The sequence below is a fragment of the Bacillus sp. FJAT-27245 genome (assembly GCF_001273955.1).
GTDB lineage: Bacteria > Bacillota > Bacilli > Bacillales > Cytobacillaceae > Bacillus_D.
Window position 1 is genome coordinate 3,252,845 of sequence record NZ_LIGI01000001.1, and the last position, 20,867, is coordinate 3,273,711.

Genomic DNA, 20,867 nt, shown 5'->3' on the forward strand with positions numbered 1-20,867 from the left:
CTGCACACTGCTGTTGGGTCGAATGCGGATGGTGCGGGCGCAGCCCATTCGTTGGTGAAGACTCTCTTATTTTTCATATTTGTGGCGGTCCTGGAGGCCGTCATCGGGGTCGTCATCGACATACGGGTCATGCTCGAACGCGGGCAGGTCGCCGAAAGCGGTCATGAGGCCTTCCGCGTCAAGTTCATCCTCGTATTTGCGGTGTTGGCCGTTCGGATAAATCGTTACATTTTTACCATACATATCGACTCCGACGAAGTTTTCATAATCCTCGACGTAGCCGACCGGGTCTTCACTTTCAATATAATCGTCATTGTAGTGGTCCTTTTGGTCCGTGAAGGCAAAGTCGGATGGCGTTTCCGATGTCCCGTAGGAAGCTACTTCCTGCCACGTATCCTCGGCATCATAAGATACACTTTCATCTTCTTCATCCTTATCGAATTTCCCGAATGGCGGCATGAGGACGCCTTCCTCGACCGGGCGGGTGTGCGATGTCACCTGGTCCGGGCTGTGTTCCTTGCAATACGTCGTATCGGGAAGCGCCTCCAGGCGTTCAAACGGGATCTCTTTGCCGCACACCTGGCACTTGCCATATGTGCCGTGCGCAATTGCTTCAAGCGCCCTGTTTATATTATCAAGCTGGTTGTTGGTATGTTCATTCAAGGCAATGTCCTTTTCGCGTTCGTACAGCTCGGTCGCCTCGTCGGCGGGATGGTTGTCGTAGCTCGAGAGCTCGCCCATCGATTCATGTGAATGCCCCCTCTGCAGCCCGTATTCATCATTTTGCTCCAAATGGCCTTCAAGGTTAGCCTTTTCCTTAAGCAGCCGTGACTGCAGCTCCTCCAATTGTGCTGAAGATAACATGTGCAAGCCCCTTTCCTAAAAAATCCGCGCATCATGGCCCGGGTCCTCTTTTTAGTTTCAATTAAATTCCCGTTTATTATTCAGCTGTTTCAGCAGCTTTATATGCCAGGTTAAATGCCGGGCAAGGATAAAAAAGAGCTTGGGGCGCAACCTAACCTGAAAGGAGTGTGGGTAGTATGCCAAACTTGGATAAGAAGAAGTTTCATGAAATACAGGAGAAGCATCAGGGCGAGTATGTGGGCACCGACCGGGACCAGGTGCGTGGCGCCGGCAGGACGGATTATAATGGCCAGGGAAATACGGATAAGTCGCCCGGTGCGACTGGCCGCAAGGTTTGAGGGTGTGCCGGCCGAGGTTTTGATTGAGGTTTGATGGCGTGGGCCTGCCCGGCGGAAGCCGGGCTTTTTCCAAAAAGAGGGGTTGGCCTTACCAGGATAGTAGGGCGGCGATTCCCTGCCAGCCGAAATAGAGTCCGAAGCCGATGAGCGAGAGGCCGGAGATGACGGATATGGCTGTCAGGAAGGCCGATGTGAGGTAGCGTTTGGCGCCTGTTGCGAGGATGGCCATCGAGATGTCCCAGATGAGGAGGCCTGAGAAGATGGCGGCGCTGTACAGGATGAGTTGTCCGTGTCCGGATGTGGCGGCGGTTTTGGCGAGGACGGAGCCGTAGATGCCGAGCCAGAACAGGATGGTGAGCGGGTTGGACAGTGACATGAAGAAGCCGGACATAAAGGATTTGAAGAGCGGTTCTTTTTTCTTGTCGCCGCTTATTGTGAGCCCTTTGATGTTGATGAGGCTTTCTACTCCTGTGTAGAGCAGGACGAATGCGCCGAATAGCCATAGGAAGGTCTGGACAATTGGGGCATCGATGAAGGTGACGGTTCCGGCGTAGACGATGATCATGTAGATGCCGTCAGCCGCGGCCGCTCCGACTCCGGTGAGCCAGGAGTGCCAGAATCCATAGCGGATGCCCCGGTCGAGCTGGGCGGCGTTGATTGGCCCGATTGGCGCGGCTAGCGATAGGCCAAGCAATACATAGCTTAAATAGACGGTCATGACGTTCCACTCCCCTGCCTGAAAAAAAGCTTGTCTACACAATGTATTCAGGGAAGCGGGCTTGTACGACTGTTTTTTGTCATGTTTTTGGATGGGGGCCTATGCCTGAGGCGGGCTTGTTTTTTGAAAAAGTTCACTGCCGTTTTTTGCTTTTTAATATCGCTGGGGATGTTGTCCGCTGCTTTTAAAAAAGCCGTGCCACGCATCTATCGCATGGCAGGCCCTTCGCGGAAGACATATTTTTTTTGCCCGAAATAGTTGGTGAGTGTGTAAAGGCAGCTCCCGACGAGGACGGCTGCATCATCACGGTAAGCGGCGGGCAGGAAATCAGCTGCGCCGGCGCCGATTACCTGCCCGCTTACCCAGTAGCAGGCAAAGTAGCAGATGAGGATAACGGCAATGAACCTCGGCGCCCCATCCGAGAAACGGACGGAGCTTCTGAAGGTGAACGACCGGTTTAAAAAATAGCTGAGTGCCGCGCCGGCAGTGTTGCCAATGAATGTCGAGAGCCAGTAGGAGGCGCCGGCAATGTTCAATAGCGTTAGCATGATGATCAGGCCTGCCGCGGTGTTGGCCACGCCAACAAGCGCAAAGCGGAAGAATGAGTTAGTTTGTTTCAGGGAGTTTGCCGCTATCAAGGCGATATCGCTCCGTTCCCGGTTCGGATTGGTTCTTTAGGCCAAAAGGCAGATTGAACATGTCGATGTCGATAATGAATTTTGGGCGTTGCTTCGATTCTGTGTAGATTTTTCCGATATACTCGCCGATTAGTCCGATAGCGACAAGCTGAAGGCCGCCGATCAGCCAGATTGAAATTATCAGCGTCGTCCACCCCGAATCGGGCTCGCCGTAATATTTCAGGAAGTAGTAATACGCTCCCGAAAGGATGCTGAGCATGCAGGCCGCAATTCCAAGTGTAAGAATAAGGCGGATTGGCGTTACCGAGAAGGATGTAATCCCGTCAAAGGCAAAGGCGATCATTTTGCGGAAAGGATATTTCGATTCCCCCGCCTGGCGTTCCTTCCTGTCGTAAAAAACTTCGGCTGATTTAAAGCCGATTAGCGGGATGACGCCCCTCAGGAACAAATTGATTTCCCGGAAGCGCTCGAGTTCGGTGACGGCACGTTTGCCGAGCAGGCGGAAATCGGCATGGTTGTAAACGAGGTTGACACCCATCTTAGCCATCATTCTATAAAAGCCCTGGGCGGTGCACCGCTTGAACCATGTATCCTTTTTCCGGCTCTTTCTAACTCCGTACACGACTTCGCAGCCATCCTTGTATTTTTTGATAAATTCGGGGATGGCCGCAATGTCATCCTGGAGGTCGGCGTCGATTGTGACAATGCAGTCGGAAGCATCCTTCGCGGTAAAGATTCCCGCCAGAAGCGCGTTCTGGTGGCCGGCATTCCTGGCAAGCTTCAGGCCCTTTACGAGTGGGTTCGCCAAGCTTGTTTTATAAATAAGCTCCCATGTCCTGTCCCTGCTTCCATCGTCGACAAATAGAAGCCGGCTTAGAGGCGAAACTTGTCCATCGCCAACCATCGCTGATAACAAGCCCGAAAGCTCCGGTATCGTAATCGGCAGCACTTCCTCCTCATTGTAGCAAGGGACGACAATTGTAAGGACTGGTTCACTCATGGTTCGATCCTCCTGATGTGGTTAAAGCTTTTTAGTTAAAAATGAATGTGCCCTGGTGCCTAAAATACTTTTTAAAAATGGATGTACCTTAGCGCTGAAATACCTTTTAAAAATGGATCCGCCTTGGCGGCTAAAATACTTTGTAAAGGTAAATCTTCCAGGCGGACTCCTTTGACGTAAAGGTACGCTCCAGTTGAAGCCTGTTTTCCTCAGCATTCATAATCGGGACCGCAGAGAAAATGTATGTGCCGCCCATTTTTTTGAACTGGCTCGTATTCAGCTCAAGGTTTTTTAAGGATGCTTTCGAGTTCTTTTTAAACATGTACCGCTTGCCGAGCTCTGCTGTGAAAAGATAGCAGCGCCCTCCCCATTCGTCAAAGTACTCACGGATAGTTTTGTTCTTCTCGAGCTCTTTGGCGATGATCTTCCGGAATTCATGCTTATAGGATAGCGGGTAGAAGTTGTTGTATGTATCGAGCGTGTAAAATCCGTTGTACTGGGCGATTGCCGGATGGATTCCGATGCTCGCGACCCGGTATTCCTCTTTTGGATGGCCAATATAGCGTCCGATTTCCGCAAATTGCTTTTCGGCGTAAAATTGCCTGAATGTCGGCTTGTCACGGTAAATGATTTCATCGTTAAAAAGGAACAGGAGCACGATTTGCCCTGCCGCAAGGACCACAGCCGTTTTCCTCCAGGCCATGCCTGAGTCAGCGATAATTTTCAAGGCAAGCGCGAATCCGGTGTAAATGACAAGCGGCCTCAAAAAATGGAACCGCGCGAAATTAAACGTATCCAGGAAATGGAACCGTTCCGTCAGCGGCAGCCAGCCCCTGTAAAACCAGAACGCATACCAGATGGAAAGGGCGATGTTCAATAGCAGCAGCTGCAGGAACAGCTTTTCCTGGCGCCAGCTTTTTTTTGTAAAAACAACCCCTAATGCCATAACAGTGGCGGCAATAATGAACAGCCCGTGGACCGTCATGACATGTGTATGGCCAAGCAAGAAATTTTTCATAGCCAGCCTTACCGCTTGCCAAAACGAAAGCCGCGCATGGAAATACTCATCCCGGCTGTTCGGCTCATCATCAAATAGAAATGAATAAACGAGCCTGTACTCTACCAGCAAAAACGACGCTGTCATCGCTGCTATCGCCAGGAAAAAACGGAGGTTCCACTTCTTTGTTTTGATGACATCAACCAGCCAGAATAGCCCCGCCGCCACGATGAAGAAAAAGAACCCGAGCACAAAGCTTGAGTATAGCGGCAATAGCATGAGAACAATCCAATTGATTGGGCGGTTTTCCCCGGCCCGGATATTGAGAAGCGCCCAAAGCGCGAGAGGCATGCCGAGCGTACTGAGCATCCCAGATGGCCAAAATGGCGTCAGCGCGAACGCCAGCGCGGCAGCTGTGGCAACCCATTGATGGCGCGGCTCATGGGCCGTATGTTTTTTTAGCAAAAGATACATGCCGATAAAAGCCAAAATCCGTGTAATCGCCTGGCTCACAGCGTAGGCGGCCATCTGTGGGAGCAGCGCGTGCAGCCAGACTATCCCGCTCAGCTCTGGTCCAAACGCATTCCTCGACAGCTCCCCATTGATGATTTGCGGAATGGAGGCGTCCACTGGCCCGAAGATTTCCCCGCTGTCCGCAAGCACCTTGTACCAGGCAATATTTGAATCGAGGTTGTCATGCACCCGGATATGGGCATCCTCCCCGAGCAGGAACAGCGGCGCCAAGTAAACAGCGAGCGCTATGGAAGCAAAGGCAATATGCCGCCACTCTTTTCTTGCAACCATCCCTTCCCCTCACTTCGATGCTATTTCATCTTTTTTTAACCCTTCAGACCCGTTTTAGTATTTGTCCAGATTTAGTGGATTATTCCTTACTTTCCACGGGAGGTTTTCTTTTGAAAAAAGCTTTGCTGTTATCTCTGAATAATTGTTGTTTTTCATATATCGGGCGTTTTTGTCAAAAAAACTGAATGTTCGAGTTTTTTACTCTTTACAAAAGGAGGGGTTTTTTACTATATTTACAATAAATATTATATTTATATTTCTTTTGCAAGGAGAGGAGCTTCGTGAAAAAGTTTGTTCTAATTGTGTTTTTCGGTTTCCTCGCCATCGTTGTGGCCCAGCCCGGCCTTCCGTTTGCGCTGGCAACCAGCCTGTCAAAAGACCTCGCATACGAAGCCAGCTCCCTCCGCACCAAAGATCACGGTCTTTTAACCACCCTTTCCTTTCATGTCACGAGGACAATGGAAGGAAATCCATTCCTGCTTCCAAGCTCAGTCGTCGAAAGCGGCGACGCCGAAATTGTTCGGATTGCTGAAGAAGTTACATATGGAAAGAAAACGCCGAAAGAAAAGTCTATCGCAATCTATAAATGGGTAACTGAAAATCTTGAATATGATGCGGCGACTTACTTTGACGCGATCGCAGGCAGGCCATTTGAGTTCAAATCAGCGCTTGAGGCGCTCGGGTCAGGGAAAGCAATGTGCATGGGATTTTCCCATTTGAATGCAGCGCTTCACAGGGCTGCCGGAATTGAAGCAAAGGTTGTCTATGGCCGTGACCATGCCTGGAATGAAATCAGGATCGACGGCAAATGGGTGCCACAGGACACGACACGCGGCGCCGGCTACATCGACAACCGCGCCCGCGAGTTTATCCATAAGGCAAATGTTGAATATCTATTCCATACGGATGAAATGAAGGAAGGCGAATATCTTTGGTAGATGGCGTACGATGATACGTTCGTTAGGAAATTTACACTTCCTCCCGTGTGGGGAAGTGTTTTTCTGTTTTACGGGAATTTTAACAGTGACCGCATATCCCGTTTTGGGAAAGATTGATTTTGTCCATACTTGTAAAAAAAAGACCGGGTCATAAAACCCTTTTTCCATTTGTGGAATCCAGCCACTGCTATTCCAAAGAGGCCCTGCCCGCCGTTAAGGAGATTGCCATGCCAAACCGCTTGTATATCCAATTTTTGCGACTGCCCGTCCAGGTTCGGATTTTGTTCATTACGCTTTTCTTTTTTCTAACATTTGGGGTGGGAATCCGTTTCCTTGAACCCGATACGTTTGTGACTGTATACGATGGGATCTGGTGGGCGATTATTACAGCCACGACCGTAGGCTATGGCGATTTTGTCCCCCATTCTCTTTTAGGCAGGCTCGCCGCGGTTCTCCTAATCTTGTTTGGCGCAGGGCTCGTTTCCTATTATTTTGTATCTCTAGCCACCGCCGCAGTAACAAAGCAGAACGCGTTGTCGGAAGGCAAGCTTGCGTATAAAGGCACCGGGCATATGGTGATTGTGGGCTGGAATGAGCGGTCCCGGGAAATCATCAGCAAGCTGAACAATTCCGGCAGCCCTATCGAAATTGTTCTAATTGATGAGACGCTTGATGAAAACCCGACCCAGTCACGCTATGTCCACTTCGTTCAGGGCAAGCCCCACGTTGACGAAACCATTTTAAAAGGAAATGTCCCAAAGGCCGAAATGGTGCTCATTACGTCAGACCACAGCCACGAGGAGCTGCTCGCGGACATGAACTCGATTTTGACCTTGCTGACCATAAAGGGGATTTGCCCGGAAGTAAAATGTATCGTCGAAATTCTCACACCCGAGCAGGTTGTGAATGCGAAACGGGCCGGTGCCGACCAGGTGCTGCAATCAAATAAACTGGCCAGCATTTTCATGCTCAGCAGTATTCACTCGCGGGGAACAGGGCTGCTGCTGGATATCATCGGCGGGCTTCAGGAAAACCGCCTTGCATCCGAGCAGGTTGCGGAACATATGGTGGGGCGGACCTTCGCAGAGGCAAAAGTGGTTTGGGCGGGCCGTGAAAAGCTGTTGATTGGCATTAAAAGAGGAGAAGAATTGGTCATCAACCCACCGCTTGCGTTTACAATAGAGCCTGGCGATGAATTTATTGCGATTAGGTAATTGGGGATATTTAAACTGCGGCGTTGCTGCGTTTAAAAATATCGACTCTATTTAAAAAGAAAATGGATGGGGACTTCTTTGGACCCAGAACGCCTAAACTCCGGGTTGCTGTCCAAATTTGGGGCATCTTTGGACTAGAAACCACCGAAACTCATGGTTGTTGTCCAAACATGGAGCATCTTTGGACTTGAAACCCACGAAACTCCGGCTTTCTGTCCAAACTTGGGGCATCTTTTGACTCGAAACCACAAAATTGCCTAGTTGCTGTCCGAAGCAATAAAAGAAAAGCGCGGGAGCTCGAAGCTCCCGCGCTTTCAGGATGAATAAGGTTTTACAGAAGGGCCGCCTCAAGCTTTGCGATGAGATCGTCCGCGATTTTCAGATACTCGGAGTCAATTGGGGCGTCCTTGTCTTCGGGTGACTGGAATTGGTTGACCGAGGCGGACACGTTGCCGATGTTGCCTTCCTTATCGACTCCATCCTCGTACTCATGGGCGAGCAGGAACGGCGTGCCGATCCGGACTCTTGGATTTCCGCCGTCGAGCTGGCCATCCACTGCCTGGAATGGCACCCTGAAAAAGTGGTACGCGCCGTCATCATTGATCTTGTAGTCAAAGAAGCCCTTGTCGTAATCCCAGTTGCCGCCGACGCTATAGCCGAGCGGCTTCAGGGTATCCTCAAGAACCTTAAAGGAAAAATCTTTCCCTTCAATATTGCTTTTTACAGGAATCATAGCAGCCCCCTCTTTCCTTTTTCATTTTGTTGTAAAAAAGGCACCTAAAAGCCTATTTTCAGGAATTTAAAAGAGATTAGAAATATAAGCTTCTTCAAATCGGCTTTCTTTCCTTCTTAAAGACGTTTAGAAATCAAGGTTATTTCAGTCGTTTTTCCAGTTCGGCTTTCTTTTCTTCGTAGCCCGGCTTGCCGAGGAGCGCGAACATATTGACCTTGTATGCTTCAACGCCCGGCTGGTCGAATGGGTTGACGCCGAGCAGGTAGCCGCTCATTGCGCATGCCTTTTCAAAGAAGTAAACCAGGTAGCCGAATGTATACTCGTCCATTTGCGGGATGGAGACAATCAGGTTCGGTACGCCGCCATCGGTGTGGGCGAGCATTGTTCCCTCAAAGGCTTTGTTGTTAACAAAATCGACTGTTTGCCCGGCGAGGTAGTTCAGGCCGTCGAGGTCGTTCGCTTCTTCCTCGATTGTGAGCTCATATCGTGGTTTTTCCACTTTAATGATTGTTTCAAACATATCGCGGCGGCCTTCCTGGATATATTGCCCAAGCGAGTGCAAATCAGTCGAGAAGTTGGCCGAGGAAGGGAAAATCCCTTTCTGGTCTTTTCCTTCGCTTTCCCCGAAGAGCTGTTTCCACCATTCAGAGAAATATTGAAGGCCAGGCTCGTAGTTGATCAACATTTCTATTGTCTTGCCTTTGTTGTAGAGCGCATTCCGGACCGCTGCGTATTGGTAGGCAGGATTGTCCTCAAGCTCGGAATGGCTGTAATCTTCCATTGCCTGCGCCGCGCCTTTCATCATCGCCTCGATGTCAGCTCCGCAAACCGCGATTGGCAGCAAGCCGACTGCTGTTAAAACGGAGTAGCGGCCGCCGACGTCGTCCGGAATGACGAAGGTTTCGTAGCCCTCCTCGTTTGCGAGCGTCTTCAGGGCTCCGCGCGACTTGTCCGTGGTGGCGTAGACCCGCTTCCGCGCTTCTTCTTCCCCGTATTTTTCCACGAGAAGCTTCCGGAACAGGCGGAAGGCTAGGGCGGGTTCGGTTGTTGTGCCGGACTTCGAGATGACGTTGATGGAGAAGTCCTTGCCTTCGAGGAGGCCGATGATGTCGTGCATGTAGGTGGACGAGATGTTGTTACCGGCAAAGATGATTTGCGGTGTGCCGCGCTTCTCTGCCTGCATCGAGTTGTAGAAGCTGTTGCCAAGGAATTCGATTGCGGCGCGGGCGCCCAGGTAGGAGCCGCCGATGCCGATTACGACGAGGACATCGGAGTCTGATTTGATTTTTTCCGCGGCTTTCTGGATTCGGGAAAATTCTTCTTTATCGTAGTTTTCAGGCAGGTCGATCCAGCCGAGGTAGTCGCTGCCCGCTCCGGTTTTTTCGTGGAGGGAGTGATGGGCTACTTTTACCGCGTCACGCAGGTAGGTGAGTTCGTGCTCGCCGAAAAAGCCGAGTGCTTTTGTGTAGTCAAAACGGATATGTGTCATTTGGAAACCTCCGTATTTTAGTGTTATCATACCCACTTTACCCAATGGAAATAGGATAAGCAAGGAACAGGCTGCCGTGAAAGCGCGACCAATTCCGTCAAATTTCGCACAACTGTTTTTTCATTGATTGCACCATAATTGGAAATCCTTTGCAGAGTTAAAACGGCTGCCCTTTGGAAGGACAGCCGTTCAAATTATAGTGATGCGCGGAGGATGGCAAGTACATCTTCCTTGTTGAGGGTAACGTAGCCGCCGAATTCGCCGTTGGCCATTGCTTTGTCGGCCATGAGTTCGACTTTGCTGTCATCGATGCCGTAGTCGGCGAGTCGTGCCGGGGCGCCGATGCTTGACCAGAACTCGCGGAGCTTTTCAATTCCTTCAAGGCCGGCCTCTTCATCGGTTTTTCCGGAAGGGTCGACGCCGAAGACCCTGACTGCCAGTTGCCTGAACCTGGCCGGATCTGTTTTGAGGTTGTGTTTCATCCAGTTCGGAAACAGGATCGCGAGGCCGCCGCCGTGCGGAATATCGTAGACAGCCGAGACGGCGTGCTCGATATTGTGGGTCGCCCAGTCGCCGCGGAAGCCCATGTTGATAATGCCATTCAATGCCATTGTACCGCAGTAAAGCAGAGTTTCGCGGTACTCATAGTTTTCAAGGTCTTCCACCGCTTTCGGAGCTATTTCCATTACCGTTTGCAGGAGGGATTCACACATGCGATCCTGGTATGGCGTATTCCCGGCCTTGTGGAAATAGTGTTCGAATGTGTGGGACATCATGTCGACAATCCCGTAAATCGTCTGGTCTTTTGGAACGGTGAACGTATGGACCGGGTCAAGGATGGAGAATTTCGGCATGGAGTAAGGCGGGGCGCCCCATCCATATTTCTCATTCGTTTCCCAGTTTGTGATGACGGAACCGGCGTTCATTTCCGAGCCGGTCGCAGCGAGTGTCAATACGGTGCCGAATGGGAGGGCATCGTTCACCTCGGCTTTTTTCACGACAATATCCCATGCATCGCCCTCATACATTGCCCCAGCTGCGATTAACTTCGTGCAGTCAATGACTGAACCGCCGCCGACAGCGAGCAGAAGCTCGATTCCTTCCGTCTTGCAGATTTCGATTCCTTTCCTGGCAGTGGAGACACGCGGGTTCGGTTCGACTCCGGCCAGTTCAAACACTTCGGCTCCGGCTTCATTCAAAAGCATGATAACCTGGTCGTATAGGCCATTTCGTTTAATGCTTCCTCCGCCGTAAACGAGAAGCACTTTTTTCCCGTATTTCGGGACTTCATTTTTTAATTCCGCCAGCTGGCCTTTTCCAAAAATCAATCGCACTGGATTGTAAAAAGTAAAATTATCCATGGAATCTCCTCCTTTACACACACTATTATTTATTATCGTACATTGGATTGCAAAAAGTTCGCATGGTTTGGTGCCAGGCATGTATAAAATTCCTAATCGTGTCCACATTAGTAGTGATAACGATTAAAGGAGGATCTAGATGAGCACGATTCAAAGGATTGCACTTGTCCTAACAATTATTGGCGCTATTAACTGGGGCCTTGTCGGTTTTTTCCAATTTGATTTGGTTGCTTCCCTTTTTGGCGGACAGGATTCCGGAGTTTCAAGGATTATCTACGGCCTTGTCGGCATTGCCGGCCTGATTAACCTTGGCCTGCTGTTTGCCCCAAGCCACGAGAGGGAAGAATCGGCCCAAACGAATCCGTCAAGGTAAGGAAGCGTATTTGTACCACCTTCAAAAAGTATGGTTATGCGTTTTTCACAATGAAATCCCCGCTGGATGAGCGGGGATTTTCTTTTTCCTTTAAACCCAGCCCCGTTTGATGGAGGCTTCGGCCATTTTTTGCACGCCGGCCATATAAGCGGCCATGCGCATGTTGATTCGCCTTGCTTTGGCGGATTCGTAAATAGTATTGAATGCTACGGTCATTTTCAACCGGAGCTTTTCTTCAATTTCCTTAAGTGGCCAATAAAGCCCCTGCTTGTTCTGGACCCATTCGAAATAGGAAACGACAATCCCGCCTAAGCCCGCGAGGACATCCGGGACAACCAGGATACCCATGCTGTCGAGGATTTTCCCGGCTTCAAGCGTCGTCGGGCCCCCCGCCGCCTCGACAATGATCGAAGCTTTGATATTATGGGCGTTTTCTTCGGTAATCTGTCCGGAAACAGCCGCGGGCACAAGGATGTCACACTCCTGCTCAAGCAGCTCTGCATTCGTGATTGTTCCCTCGAAAAGGGACGTAACCGTTCCAAAGCTGTCCCGGCGGTTCAGCAAATACTCAATCGGCAGGCCATCCGGGTCATAGAGCGCTCCGTATGCGTCCGAAATACCTGTGACAATGGCCCCGGCGTCATGGAGGTACTTGGCAAGGTAGCTTCCGGCATTGCCGAACCCCTGGATGATCACCCTGGACCCTTTTATCGTTAGCCGCTTCTTTTTGGCGGCCTCCTCGACGCAAATGGCAATCCCGAGCGAGCTCGCCTTTTCCCTGCCTTCGGAACCGCCAAGCGAAAGGGGCTTCCCTGAGATAATACCGGGAGAATCGTATTTTTTCAGCCAGTTGTATTCATCCATCATCCAGGCCATGATTTGCGAGTTGGTGAATACGTCGGGACCGAGGATATCCTTTGCAGGGCCAACAATTTGGGAGACAGCGCGCACATATCCCCTGCTTAGGCGTTCGAGTTCCCCAAGGCTCAGCCGTCTCGGGTCGCAGGCGATTCCACCTTTTCCGCCGCCAAAAGGGAGATCGGCAATCCCGCATTTCAGCGCTGTCCACAAGGAAAGGGCCTTGATTGTTTCGGCATCCACATCGGGGTGGAACCGGACGCCGCCTTTTATAGGTCCCGCTGCATCATTGTGTTGCGCCCGATAGCCCGTGAATACTTTAACGGATCGATCGTCCATGTGGACCGGGATGCGGACTTCAAGCAGCCTGGACGGTTCTTTCAACAGTTCATACACGTCCTCTTTGTAGCCCAGTTTCCTAAGCGCTTCCTTCATGACACTTTGCGTCGCTTGTAGCATATGGGATTCTCCTCAAAGGCGAATGCCTGAATATCAGGCTTTTGTTTCGGGTAAAATTGGACTAATTCGCTGTCCCAAAGAATATCTCCGTGAAAATTGGGGCTAATTCAAGTTACTCCTGTTCTAGTACCTTTTTGATCCGCTCAATCGCCCAGTCCAGTTCATCCTTTTTGATGACGAGCGGCGGTGCGAAACGGATAACCGTGTCGTGTGTTTCCTTGCAAAGAAGGCCTTCTTCCTTCAGCTGTTCGCAATATTTCCTGGCGGGTTCCGTCAGTTCAACCCCGATGAACAGGCCACGCCCGCGTACTTCTTTAATTCTAGGATTCGAGATTTCCTTTAATTTTTCCATAAAGTATTCTCCAAGCTCAAGAGACCTGTCCGCGAGTTTTTCATCAATCAGGACATCGAGGGCGGCGATGGATACCGCGCATGCCATTGGGTTCCCCCCGAATGTTGACCCGTGGGAGCCCGGATTGAACACGCCAAGGATGCCTTTGTCTGCGACGACGCAGGAAATCGGGAATACGCCGCCTCCCAGCGCTTTTCCGAGGATATACATATCCGGTTCGAAGCCTTCCCATTCACAGGCGAACATTTTACCGGAACGCGCCAGCCCCGCCTGGATTTCGTCCGCGATGAACAGGACATTGTTTTCCTTGCACAGTTCGTATGCCTTTTTCAAATACCCTTCCGGCGGGATGATGATGCCGGCCTCACCCTGGATTGGCTCGATAATGAAAGCGGCCGTATTTGGTGTAATCGCCTCTTTCAACGCATCCAGGTCACCATATGGGACAAGCTTGATGCCAGGAAGCATTGGGCCGAATCCTTTTTTATACTCCTCTTCGGAAGAAAGTGAAACCGCTGTCATTGTGCGGCCATGGAAATTTCCGATACAGCCGATGATCTCCGCCTTGTTTTCTTCGACGCCTTTTTCAAAATAAGCCCATCGCCTCGCAGCCTTGACCGCGGTTTCAACAGCCTCGGCGCCCGTATTCATTGGAAGGGCCATGTCCTTATTTGTAAGCTTGCAAATTTTTTCATACCATGGTCCAAGCTGGTCGTTATGGAATGCGCGGGATGTAAGGGTCACCCTGTCCGCCTGGTCCTTCAGCGCTTGAATGATTTTGGGATGGCGGTGCCCTTGGTTGACAGCCGAATAGGCGCTCAGCATATCCATGTATTTGGTGCCTTCTGGATCCTCAACCCAAACGCCTTCCGCTTTTGAGATGACAATTGGCAGCGGATGATAGTTGCGCGCGCCGTATTTTTCCGTTTGTTCAATTACATCCTTGGTTTTTGCCATATGTACCATTGAAATCCCTCCATTTTTTAAAAAGAAACCGTCCCCACACATAAAGACCGCTGATAGACAGTTATCTTTATTGTACATAACAACCGGCTATTATTGAAACAATTATATGGCGCAACAGTCTGATAATTCTTTATTTCCGCATGGACAACCACTATCGACACGCCGGGGGGTGGCCATAAATCGAATGCTCCCCCAATAAAAAAAAAGCCCGTTCCGAAATGGGAACAGGCCTTCTACGCTTACTTGTTGATTTCTTCCTGCTGGGATTGGTCAATCCATTCCTGCAGCTTTTCCTTTAATGTGTTAAAGCCCTGCTGTTGTTCAGCTTCGGGCATGATGACCGCTGGCTGGCGTTTTTGGCGCGGCTTCCTTGGCTTCGCCTGCTGGACCGGTGCTTCTTCGGTTGCGCGGATGGAAAGGCTAACTTTACCCGCCTCTTCGTCCACGGACAGGACCTTCACCTTAACCTCGTCCCCAACCTTTAAAAATTCATTGATATCCTTAACGTAGCCGTGTGTGATTTCCGAAATATGGACAAGTCCCTGGGTATTCCCGTCAAGGGCGACAAATGCTCCATAAGGCTGGATTCCCGTCACCTTTCCGGTCAGGACGCTGCCTGCTTCAATTTTCTCCGACATAAAAACACTCCTAAGTTTTGTAAATTTTTAATCCCATTTATACGCAATAAAAAATTATAACACAACTGGCCAATTAAATCAAAAAGGCCCTAAAGCCTCTTCCATTACTCGTATTCCACTGAACCTTTACGTGTAAACGCTTTATAGGGCATGTCGAAGGGAAACGGATTTTGCAAGCTGCCACAATAAATGATTGTAAACAAAGTGTGCAGGATTAACTGAAAGTAATGGATTTTCTCAATGAAACTAAAATGCACAAAGGCAAATAACTGCTTTTATTATTTTTCGCGATGCTTGAGCCATGATAGTGGGTATGGTATTACATATACACAGAAAGATAATTTTCGACAAAGGGAGGGCCACATGAGCCACACAGCAGAAGCAACAATAAAAGAGATAAATGGAATCAACGTTTACTATGAATGGCACCCGTACAATCCAAAGGCCGATACAGTCGTCCTCCTGCATGGCTTTCTATCATCTTCCTTCAGTTTCAGGAAGCTTGTTCCGCTTCTAAAGAGGGATTATAACGTGCTGAACATCGATGTGCCCCCTTTTGGGAAAAGTGGCAAGACAACAAAGTTTTTATATTCCTACAAAAATATTGCCACAACCATGATTGCCCTTCTCGATGAGCTTGGAATAAAAAAACCGATACTGGCTGGGCACTCGATGGGAGGGCAATATGTCCTTAATATGATTGCACTCAAGCCTGATTTGGCGAACAAGGCGGTGCTATTCTGCAGTTCGAGTTATCTGGAGCCTCCTGGAAAGCTTCTGTCCTTTGGAAGCCGGCTGCCTTTTTTCCATCTGGCCGTCAAGCGCTGGCTTGTCCGGTCGGGCGGAGTCAAAAAGAATTTAAAGCTTGTCGTTCACGACCAGTCGCTCATTGATGAGGATATGCTGAGAGGGTATATGCAGCCTTTTTTGGACAAGCAAATGTTCCGTGGCCTCGGCCGCCTTATCCATGATCGTGAAGGTGAGCTGCCGCCGGAAGCGCTCCGAAAAATCAGGACACCCTGCCTCCTCATTTGGGGAGTGCATGACCGGGTTGTCCCTCTTGCAGTCGGAAAAAGGCTGAATAACGATTTGGTAAATTCCGAGCTTGTCGTTCTGGACAATACTGGGCATCTCGTCCCGGAAGAACGTCCCGAGGAAGTGTATCAGTATATGAAGGAGTTTATTGAGAGCCAGGAGTGAGGAACGCTATGGGCTTACTTTTTCACATGGTGGGCACTGGAACCCGGTTGGATTGCCTTTCACTTGGATTAGGCTTGGAACGCCGTTGGATTGCATTTTCGTGAAGGACCCGGTCGGAAAGCCTATTGGCGTGGTGGAGGATCTGAATTTTGGAGGCTGCGGCTGTGGAATTGCGGCCTTACAAAAACAGCGGCTATCGCTCATAAGAGTTAGCCGCTGTACTTATTAAACTGCTACATGCCGCTTCTCACGGACGGCAGGAGCGCCACTCTTCTTTTTCTAAAGAGCGCACGAGCTATTGTTTTTAATGGAAAGAAGCTTTTTCGCGACGATCAGACAATTTTCGAAAGGAATAATCTGCTCGAAGGAGAATTCATATATAGACTGAAGCCGTTCTGCAAGCTCTTTTTCATCATTTAGCGTGTAAACGGCCTGGATGGCATCGGCTATTTCTGTGTCATAGGAGCCGCCTCCAATCTGAAACGGGTCCCATTCATTCAACTCATCCGCCAGAAGAAGGTTCATTATCGCTGTTTCCATCCAATCACCTGCCATTCGATTAAGTCATTGTATTTTACCATACTTTAAAACCGAAATAAATTTTTCCATACGGGGGTTGCTCATGAATTTCAATGAAAAAATCAATAGGATGAACACAGGGTCCATCAAGTGGGAGATGACTAAAGAAATATACGGAACCGACGATGTATTGCCTATGTGGATTGCGGACATGGATTTCCGCCCGCCCCAGGAGTTGATTGATGCGGTACAAAAAAGGGTGGAGCACGGAATCTTTGGCTATACGTTTGTCCAGCCGTCCGTACATGAGGCAATCAGCAGCTGGCTATCGACGCGGCACGGTTGGACTATCGGCCAAAATTGGCTCGTATACGCGAGTGGGGTCGTACCGGCGATTGCCGCCGCAATACAGGCATATACAGAGCCGGGAGATAGAGTGCTTGTCCAGCCGCCCGTCTACAATCCGTTTTTTGAAATGATTGAAGCAAATGGCAGGCTGGTTGAAACATCTCCTCTCGTTTTAAAAGATGGACGCTATGAAATTGACTTCGCTGATTTTGAAGAAGCATTGAAGAAAGGCTGCAAACTGTTTTTGCTTTGCAACCCGCATAACCCGGGCGGCCGTGTTTGGTCACAAGATGAGCTCAAACGGCTCGCCGAACTTTGCGCCAAGCATAATTGCCTGATCGTTTCCGATGAGATTCATTCCGATATTATTTTCAAAGGGCGCCATGTGCCAATCGCAAGCCTCGGTGAGGACATCGCGGACAGAACCGTCACCTTCATCGCACCGAGCAAAACGTTTAACCTTGGCGGCATCCAGGCCGCGGTTGCGATTATTTCGAATGAAAAGCTTCGTGATAAGTTCAAGGATGCCCAGAAAAGGCAGGGGTTCAAAACATTGAACACGTTTGCGGCCGTCACGACCGAAGCCGCGTACATGCATGGCGCCGCCTGGCTGGATGCATTATTGGAATACATAGAGGGAAATGTTTCGGTTGTAAGGGACTTTTTGAAAAACAATCTTCAAACTGTCAAACTGATCGAACCGGACGGGACATTCCTTTTATGGCTTGACTGCAGGGAATTGTCGCTTTCGGATGAAGAAATTCAGCGAAGGCTTCTTGAAAAAGGCAAGCTTGCCCTTGAACCCGGGATCAAGTACGGCCAGGGCGGGGAAGGATTTGTCAGGATGAACATCGCTTGTCCAAGGGACGTCCTCGAAGACGGGCTTGGCCGACTTAAAAAGGCGTTTAGCTAAAGCCCCTTAGAAGGAGATAGCTATATAAAGGATAGCTGGCATGCGTATTAACTTAGCACGATATTTTTAAAACCAAAAAGGCCACCCCGATTGCCGGGATGGCCTTTTGATGGTTTGTTATTGATTCCGTTTCTGGAATGTTTCCGTAAGGACAGGGACAATTTGCTTTTTCCTTGAAACAACGCCCTTCAGTACGGCGGTGTTATTTTCAAGTGCAACATTATAGGCCTGCTCGACTGCGGAAGCCTCGCGCCCAACAGCAAGCCCAATTGAATCGTTTGTCAGGATGTCGGTTACAACGAAAAGGAATAAATCGAGCCCTTTTTCATCGACAACTGCCTGGATCGCTTGTTCCAGTTCTTCTTTCTTGGCAAGGACGTCGTTTGTATCAACTGCATTTACCTGCGCGATTTCAACTTTTGCCGAACCCATCTGGAATTCTTTCGCATCGAGCGAAATCAGCTGGGCAATTGTTTTGTCACTCAAGTCAGCGCCAGCCTTCAGCATCGCAAGGCCGTAGCTCTGGGCATCAACGCCAGCTATTTCGGCAAGCTCTGCCGCCGCATCGATATCCTCCTGCGTGCAAGTCGGGGACTTGAATAGCAGCGAATCCGAAATGATTGCCGAAAGCATCAGACCAGCTGTCGCCTTGTCAATTGCAATCCCTTTTTCCTTGTAGATTTTGTTCAGGATTGTAGCCGTGCAGCCAACTGGCTCCGCGCGGTAATAAAGCGGGTCGCTCGTTTCAAAGTTTGCTATCCTGTGGTGGTCGATAACCTCGAGTATGCCCACTTCGCCAATATCATCGGCACTTTGCTGGCGTTCATTATGGTCGACTAGAATGACGCCGGCAGCTTCTCCGGATACCTTGCCAACGAGGCGGGGCGCTTCAACGCCGAACGTTTCCAGCGCATGCGCAGTCTCGCCGTTAATTTCACCAAGGCGTACAGCCTCCGCATCCACGCCGAGTTTTTTCTTTAGTTCCGCATATGCAATAGCCGAACAAATCGAATCTGTATCGGGATTTTTATGTCCAAAAACAAGAACCTTATTCATCTGAACACTCGCTCCTTATGTGTGTAAAAAAATTTTTCGCCTCATCTATTTTATCAGTTCTTAATCAACTTTTCTAATCTGCTTGGGAAGTTTTTTTGCCCAGGCGAAAATCTGTTAGAAATGCACGCTTTGTTGCATCAGTGCAAGGGATTTCGCACAAAGTAGGAATATCGGTGGAAAAGGATTCATAGGGGCGAACTTAAAAGGCTATAGGTAACTGATGGGGTTTTTTTAAAAAGAAGGGGGGCCAGCTTAAAATGGTCTATAGGAATTTATCCCAGTATCGGGTGCGGAAAGGGAAGAAAGCGAAGTACTCGGGGGTCGAGGCATCGTATGAGTACACAACCGGAAATGAAATCGGGACTGAAGAAAAATCCACAAAGCATGAGCAGGTTTCCAAAGGCGAGTAGCCAGCTTGATTTTCGAGCTGATGGCAGTCCCGAAATCCGGGTTACGCAACAAGCAACCCTGATTTTAAGAATTAAAGATTCTGCTTTAAAAGGAAACAGCCACTCAGCTGTTTCCTTCTTGTCCGCCTTTCTTTGCTAGCTTTTCTTCAAGTTCCTTTGCTTTCCTCGCCTCTTTTTTAGAGACACGGAATATTAGCCACATCATTGCAATGGCGCCAAGTAAGAACAAGAGAAACCAGATTACGGCGGGAATGTATTCGGTTTTATCCTCTGGAAAATAGAGGTTCAGTAGTGCCAATACCAAGGAGTCCATCTCAATTCTTCCCCTTTAAGCCTGAGTTCATCGTAAAGTATACCATATCAGCAGCACTGAGGCTCAGAAAATCGCTTGGCTGGAATGGTTCGTTATTTCAGGATTTTGATATCCTTAATGATTACGTCTTCTTCAGGCTTGTTCTCCTCGCCTACCTTTACCTCTGCGATTTTATCCACGACATCCATACCCTCGATGACCTGGCCAAAGACCGTGTGCTTAAAATCGAGCCATGGTGTTCCGCCTTTTTCATATCCGACTATTGCTTCATGCGGATAGCCTGCTTCTTCCATCTTGCTTTTCAGGTCAGGATCGAGGTTTTTGTTCTGGACGATGAAAAATTGGCTCCCGTTCGTATTCGGGCCCGAATTCGCCATGGACAGGGCACCGCGGAAATTGAGGAGCTGTTCCGAAAATTCATCCTCGAATGGCTTGCCGTAGATGCTTTCACCGCCGCGGCCAGTACCTTCTGGGTCTCCGCCCTGAATCATGAAGTCATTGATAACCCTGTGGAAAGTCACTCCGTCATAGTAATCTTTTTCGCTAAGCTTGATGAAGTTTTCGACCGTTTTTGGCGCGAGTTCGGGGAACAGTTTGATTTTAATCGTCCCCATCGACGTCACCATTTCAACGAGCCTTTCATTTTCCGCTACCTCGTTCGATAGCTGTGGGTAAGTTTTTACTTCCGGTCCCTGCTTGTTATCGTTTTTTGCCGTTTGTTCGGCCGTGTTTTTCCCCGATCCGGTCGTCTTGTTATCGTCCGCTTTTTCCCCAGAGGACCCGCAGGCCGATAGAACCAGCATTGCGCTGGCTAGTAAAGCCACTATTTTCATTTTCACAAATCATCCCTCCATTTTACTAATGTAACCGATTTCGCGAGCTTTTGCACTTTGTTTTTCCTGCAGGTTCATCCATAATGAAGACAACTATGAACTTTATTTTGGAAGGAGAGATCCGTATGTCTGAGCTTCAAAAGGGCGACATCGTAACCGCCATTTATAAAACAGGAAAATACATTGCCGAATATACCGAGGAGCGCCCGAATGGCGTCCTGGTCCGAATTCTCGCAGTACTAAAGCACCCGATGCAGGGTGACCTTCACCATCCAAAAGATGCGGAGGTTGGCTTTTTTCATGAACGCCGGGCGCTATCGTATCGGGAAGGAGCAATGATTCCGAAACAGATGGTGAAAAAATATGGCGGAGACGTCCCGGATTATAAAGACTCACTCAAGGAATCGCTGGAAAAAATGAAAGCTGAACTCCAAAATGATTCGGGAACGTGGGCGGAAATGAGTCTCCGCAATCTGGAAGTTCTTGAGAAAGAATACTTCCAGCCATAAAACACAAAGGCCAAATCACGTAAATG

23 protein-coding genes are annotated in these 20,867 nt (G+C 49.4%); 8 read left to right on the plus strand and 15 right to left on the minus strand.

Going from position 1 to position 20,867, the window contains the following annotated elements:
- Window positions 1-66 precede the first annotated feature (66 nt).
- Entirely contained in the window at window positions 67-864 is a 798-nt protein-coding gene (locus tag ADU24_RS15995; RefSeq protein ID WP_053367552.1) for a TraR/DksA C4-type zinc finger protein, read from the minus strand.
- A 176-nt stretch (window positions 865-1,040) separates the two neighbouring features.
- On the opposite strand from ADU24_RS15995, the gene ADU24_RS23085 reads away from it, so the two are divergent.
- Entirely contained in the window at window positions 1,041-1,202 is a 162-nt protein-coding gene (locus ADU24_RS23085; RefSeq protein ID WP_156324600.1) for a hypothetical protein, read from the plus strand.
- 88 nt (window positions 1,203-1,290) lie between these two features.
- On the opposite strand, the gene ADU24_RS16000 is transcribed toward ADU24_RS23085, so the two are convergent.
- The 4 genes from ADU24_RS16000 to ADU24_RS16015 all read right to left on the minus strand — a co-directional run bounded on the left by ADU24_RS16000 (window position 1,291) and on the right by ADU24_RS16015 (window position 5,359).
- Window positions 1,291-1,920, minus strand: a complete 630-nt coding sequence (locus tag ADU24_RS16000) for a LysE family transporter (RefSeq protein WP_053367553.1) — start codon at window positions 1,918-1,920, stop codon at window positions 1,291-1,293.
- A 206-nt stretch (window positions 1,921-2,126) separates the two neighbouring features.
- The gene (locus ADU24_RS16005) at window positions 2,127-2,558 is read right to left on the minus strand and encodes a GtrA family protein (protein ID WP_053367554.1); all 432 of its coding nucleotides are present in this window, start codon (window positions 2,556-2,558) and stop codon (window positions 2,127-2,129) included.
- Window positions 2,527-3,558 (minus strand): glycosyltransferase family 2 protein, encoded by a 1,032-nt coding sequence (locus tag ADU24_RS16010; protein WP_053367555.1) that lies wholly within the window; start codon window positions 3,556-3,558, stop codon window positions 2,527-2,529. The genes ADU24_RS16005 and ADU24_RS16010 overlap by 32 nt, the downstream gene beginning before the upstream one ends.
- A gap of 130 nt (window positions 3,559-3,688) precedes the next feature.
- Window positions 3,689-5,359: a DUF6044 family protein gene (locus ADU24_RS16015; RefSeq protein ID WP_053367556.1), complete on the minus strand. Its 1,671-nt coding sequence runs from the start codon at window positions 5,357-5,359 to the stop codon at window positions 3,689-3,691.
- 281 nt (window positions 5,360-5,640) lie between these two features.
- Here ADU24_RS16015 and ADU24_RS16020 point away from each other — a divergent pair, with 281 nt between their 5' ends.
- Both ADU24_RS16020 and ADU24_RS16025 read left to right on the plus strand, forming a co-directional pair.
- Window positions 5,641-6,297 (plus strand): transglutaminase domain-containing protein, encoded by a 657-nt coding sequence (locus ADU24_RS16020; protein WP_053367557.1) that lies wholly within the window; start codon window positions 5,641-5,643, stop codon window positions 6,295-6,297.
- Between the two features lie 227 nt (window positions 6,298-6,524).
- The gene (locus tag ADU24_RS16025; protein WP_053368968.1) at window positions 6,525-7,511 is read left to right on the plus strand and encodes a potassium channel family protein; all 987 of its coding nucleotides are present in this window, start codon (window positions 6,525-6,527) and stop codon (window positions 7,509-7,511) included.
- Window positions 7,512-7,842: 331 nt separating this feature from the next.
- Here the strand turns inward: ADU24_RS16025 and ADU24_RS16030 are convergent, their stop codons facing one another.
- The 3 genes from ADU24_RS16030 to ADU24_RS16040 form a co-directional block, all read right to left on the minus strand.
- The gene (locus tag ADU24_RS16030) at window positions 7,843-8,244 is read right to left on the minus strand and encodes a YugN-like family protein (protein ID WP_053367558.1); all 402 of its coding nucleotides are present in this window, start codon (window positions 8,242-8,244) and stop codon (window positions 7,843-7,845) included.
- Window positions 8,245-8,383: 139 nt separating this feature from the next.
- The gene (locus tag ADU24_RS16035; RefSeq protein WP_053367559.1) at window positions 8,384-9,733 is read right to left on the minus strand and encodes a glucose-6-phosphate isomerase; all 1,350 of its coding nucleotides are present in this window, start codon (window positions 9,731-9,733) and stop codon (window positions 8,384-8,386) included.
- Between the two features lie 194 nt (window positions 9,734-9,927).
- Window positions 9,928-11,094, minus strand: coding sequence for an iron-containing alcohol dehydrogenase (locus ADU24_RS16040; RefSeq protein ID WP_053367560.1), 1,167 nt, complete (start codon window positions 11,092-11,094; stop codon window positions 9,928-9,930).
- A 139-nt stretch (window positions 11,095-11,233) separates the two neighbouring features.
- On the opposite strand from ADU24_RS16040, the gene ADU24_RS16045 reads away from it, so the two are divergent.
- Window positions 11,234-11,467: a DUF378 domain-containing protein gene (locus ADU24_RS16045; RefSeq protein WP_053367561.1), complete on the plus strand. Its 234-nt coding sequence runs from the start codon at window positions 11,234-11,236 to the stop codon at window positions 11,465-11,467.
- Window positions 11,468-11,557: 90 nt separating this feature from the next.
- On the opposite strand, the gene ADU24_RS16050 is transcribed toward ADU24_RS16045, so the two are convergent.
- From ADU24_RS16050 to yugI, 3 genes are all read right to left on the minus strand, one after another.
- The gene (locus ADU24_RS16050; protein ID WP_053367562.1) at window positions 11,558-12,784 is read right to left on the minus strand and encodes a Glu/Leu/Phe/Val family dehydrogenase; all 1,227 of its coding nucleotides are present in this window, start codon (window positions 12,782-12,784) and stop codon (window positions 11,558-11,560) included.
- 112 nt (window positions 12,785-12,896) lie between these two features.
- Window positions 12,897-14,102 (minus strand): ornithine--oxo-acid transaminase, encoded by a 1,206-nt coding sequence (locus tag ADU24_RS16055; RefSeq protein WP_053367563.1) that lies wholly within the window; start codon window positions 14,100-14,102, stop codon window positions 12,897-12,899.
- A gap of 239 nt (window positions 14,103-14,341) precedes the next feature.
- Window positions 14,342-14,740: a S1 domain-containing post-transcriptional regulator GSP13 gene (gene yugI / locus ADU24_RS16060; protein ID WP_053367564.1), complete on the minus strand. Its 399-nt coding sequence runs from the start codon at window positions 14,738-14,740 to the stop codon at window positions 14,342-14,344.
- A 363-nt stretch (window positions 14,741-15,103) separates the two neighbouring features.
- Here yugI and ADU24_RS16065 point away from each other — a divergent pair, with 363 nt between their 5' ends.
- Window positions 15,104-15,940, plus strand: a complete 837-nt coding sequence (locus ADU24_RS16065; protein WP_053367565.1) for an alpha/beta fold hydrolase — start codon at window positions 15,104-15,106, stop codon at window positions 15,938-15,940.
- Between the two features lie 279 nt (window positions 15,941-16,219).
- Here ADU24_RS16065 and ADU24_RS16075 read toward each other — a convergent pair whose 3' ends face one another.
- Window positions 16,220-16,480 (minus strand): DUF1871 family protein, encoded by a 261-nt coding sequence (locus ADU24_RS16075; RefSeq protein WP_053367567.1) that lies wholly within the window; start codon window positions 16,478-16,480, stop codon window positions 16,220-16,222.
- A gap of 82 nt (window positions 16,481-16,562) precedes the next feature.
- On the opposite strand from ADU24_RS16075, the gene ADU24_RS16080 reads away from it, so the two are divergent.
- On the plus strand, window positions 16,563-17,720 hold the full coding sequence (locus tag ADU24_RS16080) for a MalY/PatB family protein (RefSeq protein WP_053367568.1): 1,158 nt from the start codon (window positions 16,563-16,565) through the stop codon (window positions 17,718-17,720).
- A 117-nt stretch (window positions 17,721-17,837) separates the two neighbouring features.
- Here the strand turns inward: ADU24_RS16080 and ADU24_RS16085 are convergent, their stop codons facing one another.
- Window positions 17,838-18,776 (minus strand): manganese-dependent inorganic pyrophosphatase, encoded by a 939-nt coding sequence (locus tag ADU24_RS16085; protein ID WP_053367569.1) that lies wholly within the window; start codon window positions 18,774-18,776, stop codon window positions 17,838-17,840.
- A gap of 257 nt (window positions 18,777-19,033) precedes the next feature.
- On the opposite strand from ADU24_RS16085, the gene ADU24_RS23090 reads away from it, so the two are divergent.
- Window positions 19,034-19,186, plus strand: a complete 153-nt coding sequence (locus ADU24_RS23090; protein ID WP_156324601.1) for a hypothetical protein — start codon at window positions 19,034-19,036, stop codon at window positions 19,184-19,186.
- Between the two features lie 103 nt (window positions 19,187-19,289).
- On the opposite strand, the gene ADU24_RS16090 is transcribed toward ADU24_RS23090, so the two are convergent.
- Both ADU24_RS16090 and ADU24_RS16095 read right to left on the minus strand, forming a co-directional pair.
- On the minus strand, window positions 19,290-19,499 hold the full coding sequence (locus tag ADU24_RS16090) for a preprotein translocase subunit YajC (RefSeq protein WP_053367570.1): 210 nt from the start codon (window positions 19,497-19,499) through the stop codon (window positions 19,290-19,292).
- A gap of 92 nt (window positions 19,500-19,591) precedes the next feature.
- Window positions 19,592-20,338, minus strand: a complete 747-nt coding sequence (locus ADU24_RS16095; protein ID WP_053367571.1) for a peptidylprolyl isomerase — start codon at window positions 20,336-20,338, stop codon at window positions 19,592-19,594.
- Between the two features lie 119 nt (window positions 20,339-20,457).
- On the opposite strand from ADU24_RS16095, the gene ADU24_RS16100 reads away from it, so the two are divergent.
- Window positions 20,458-20,841 (plus strand): kinase-associated lipoprotein B, encoded by a 384-nt coding sequence (locus ADU24_RS16100; protein WP_053367572.1) that lies wholly within the window; start codon window positions 20,458-20,460, stop codon window positions 20,839-20,841.
- The last annotated feature ends 26 nt before the right edge of the window (window positions 20,842-20,867 follow it).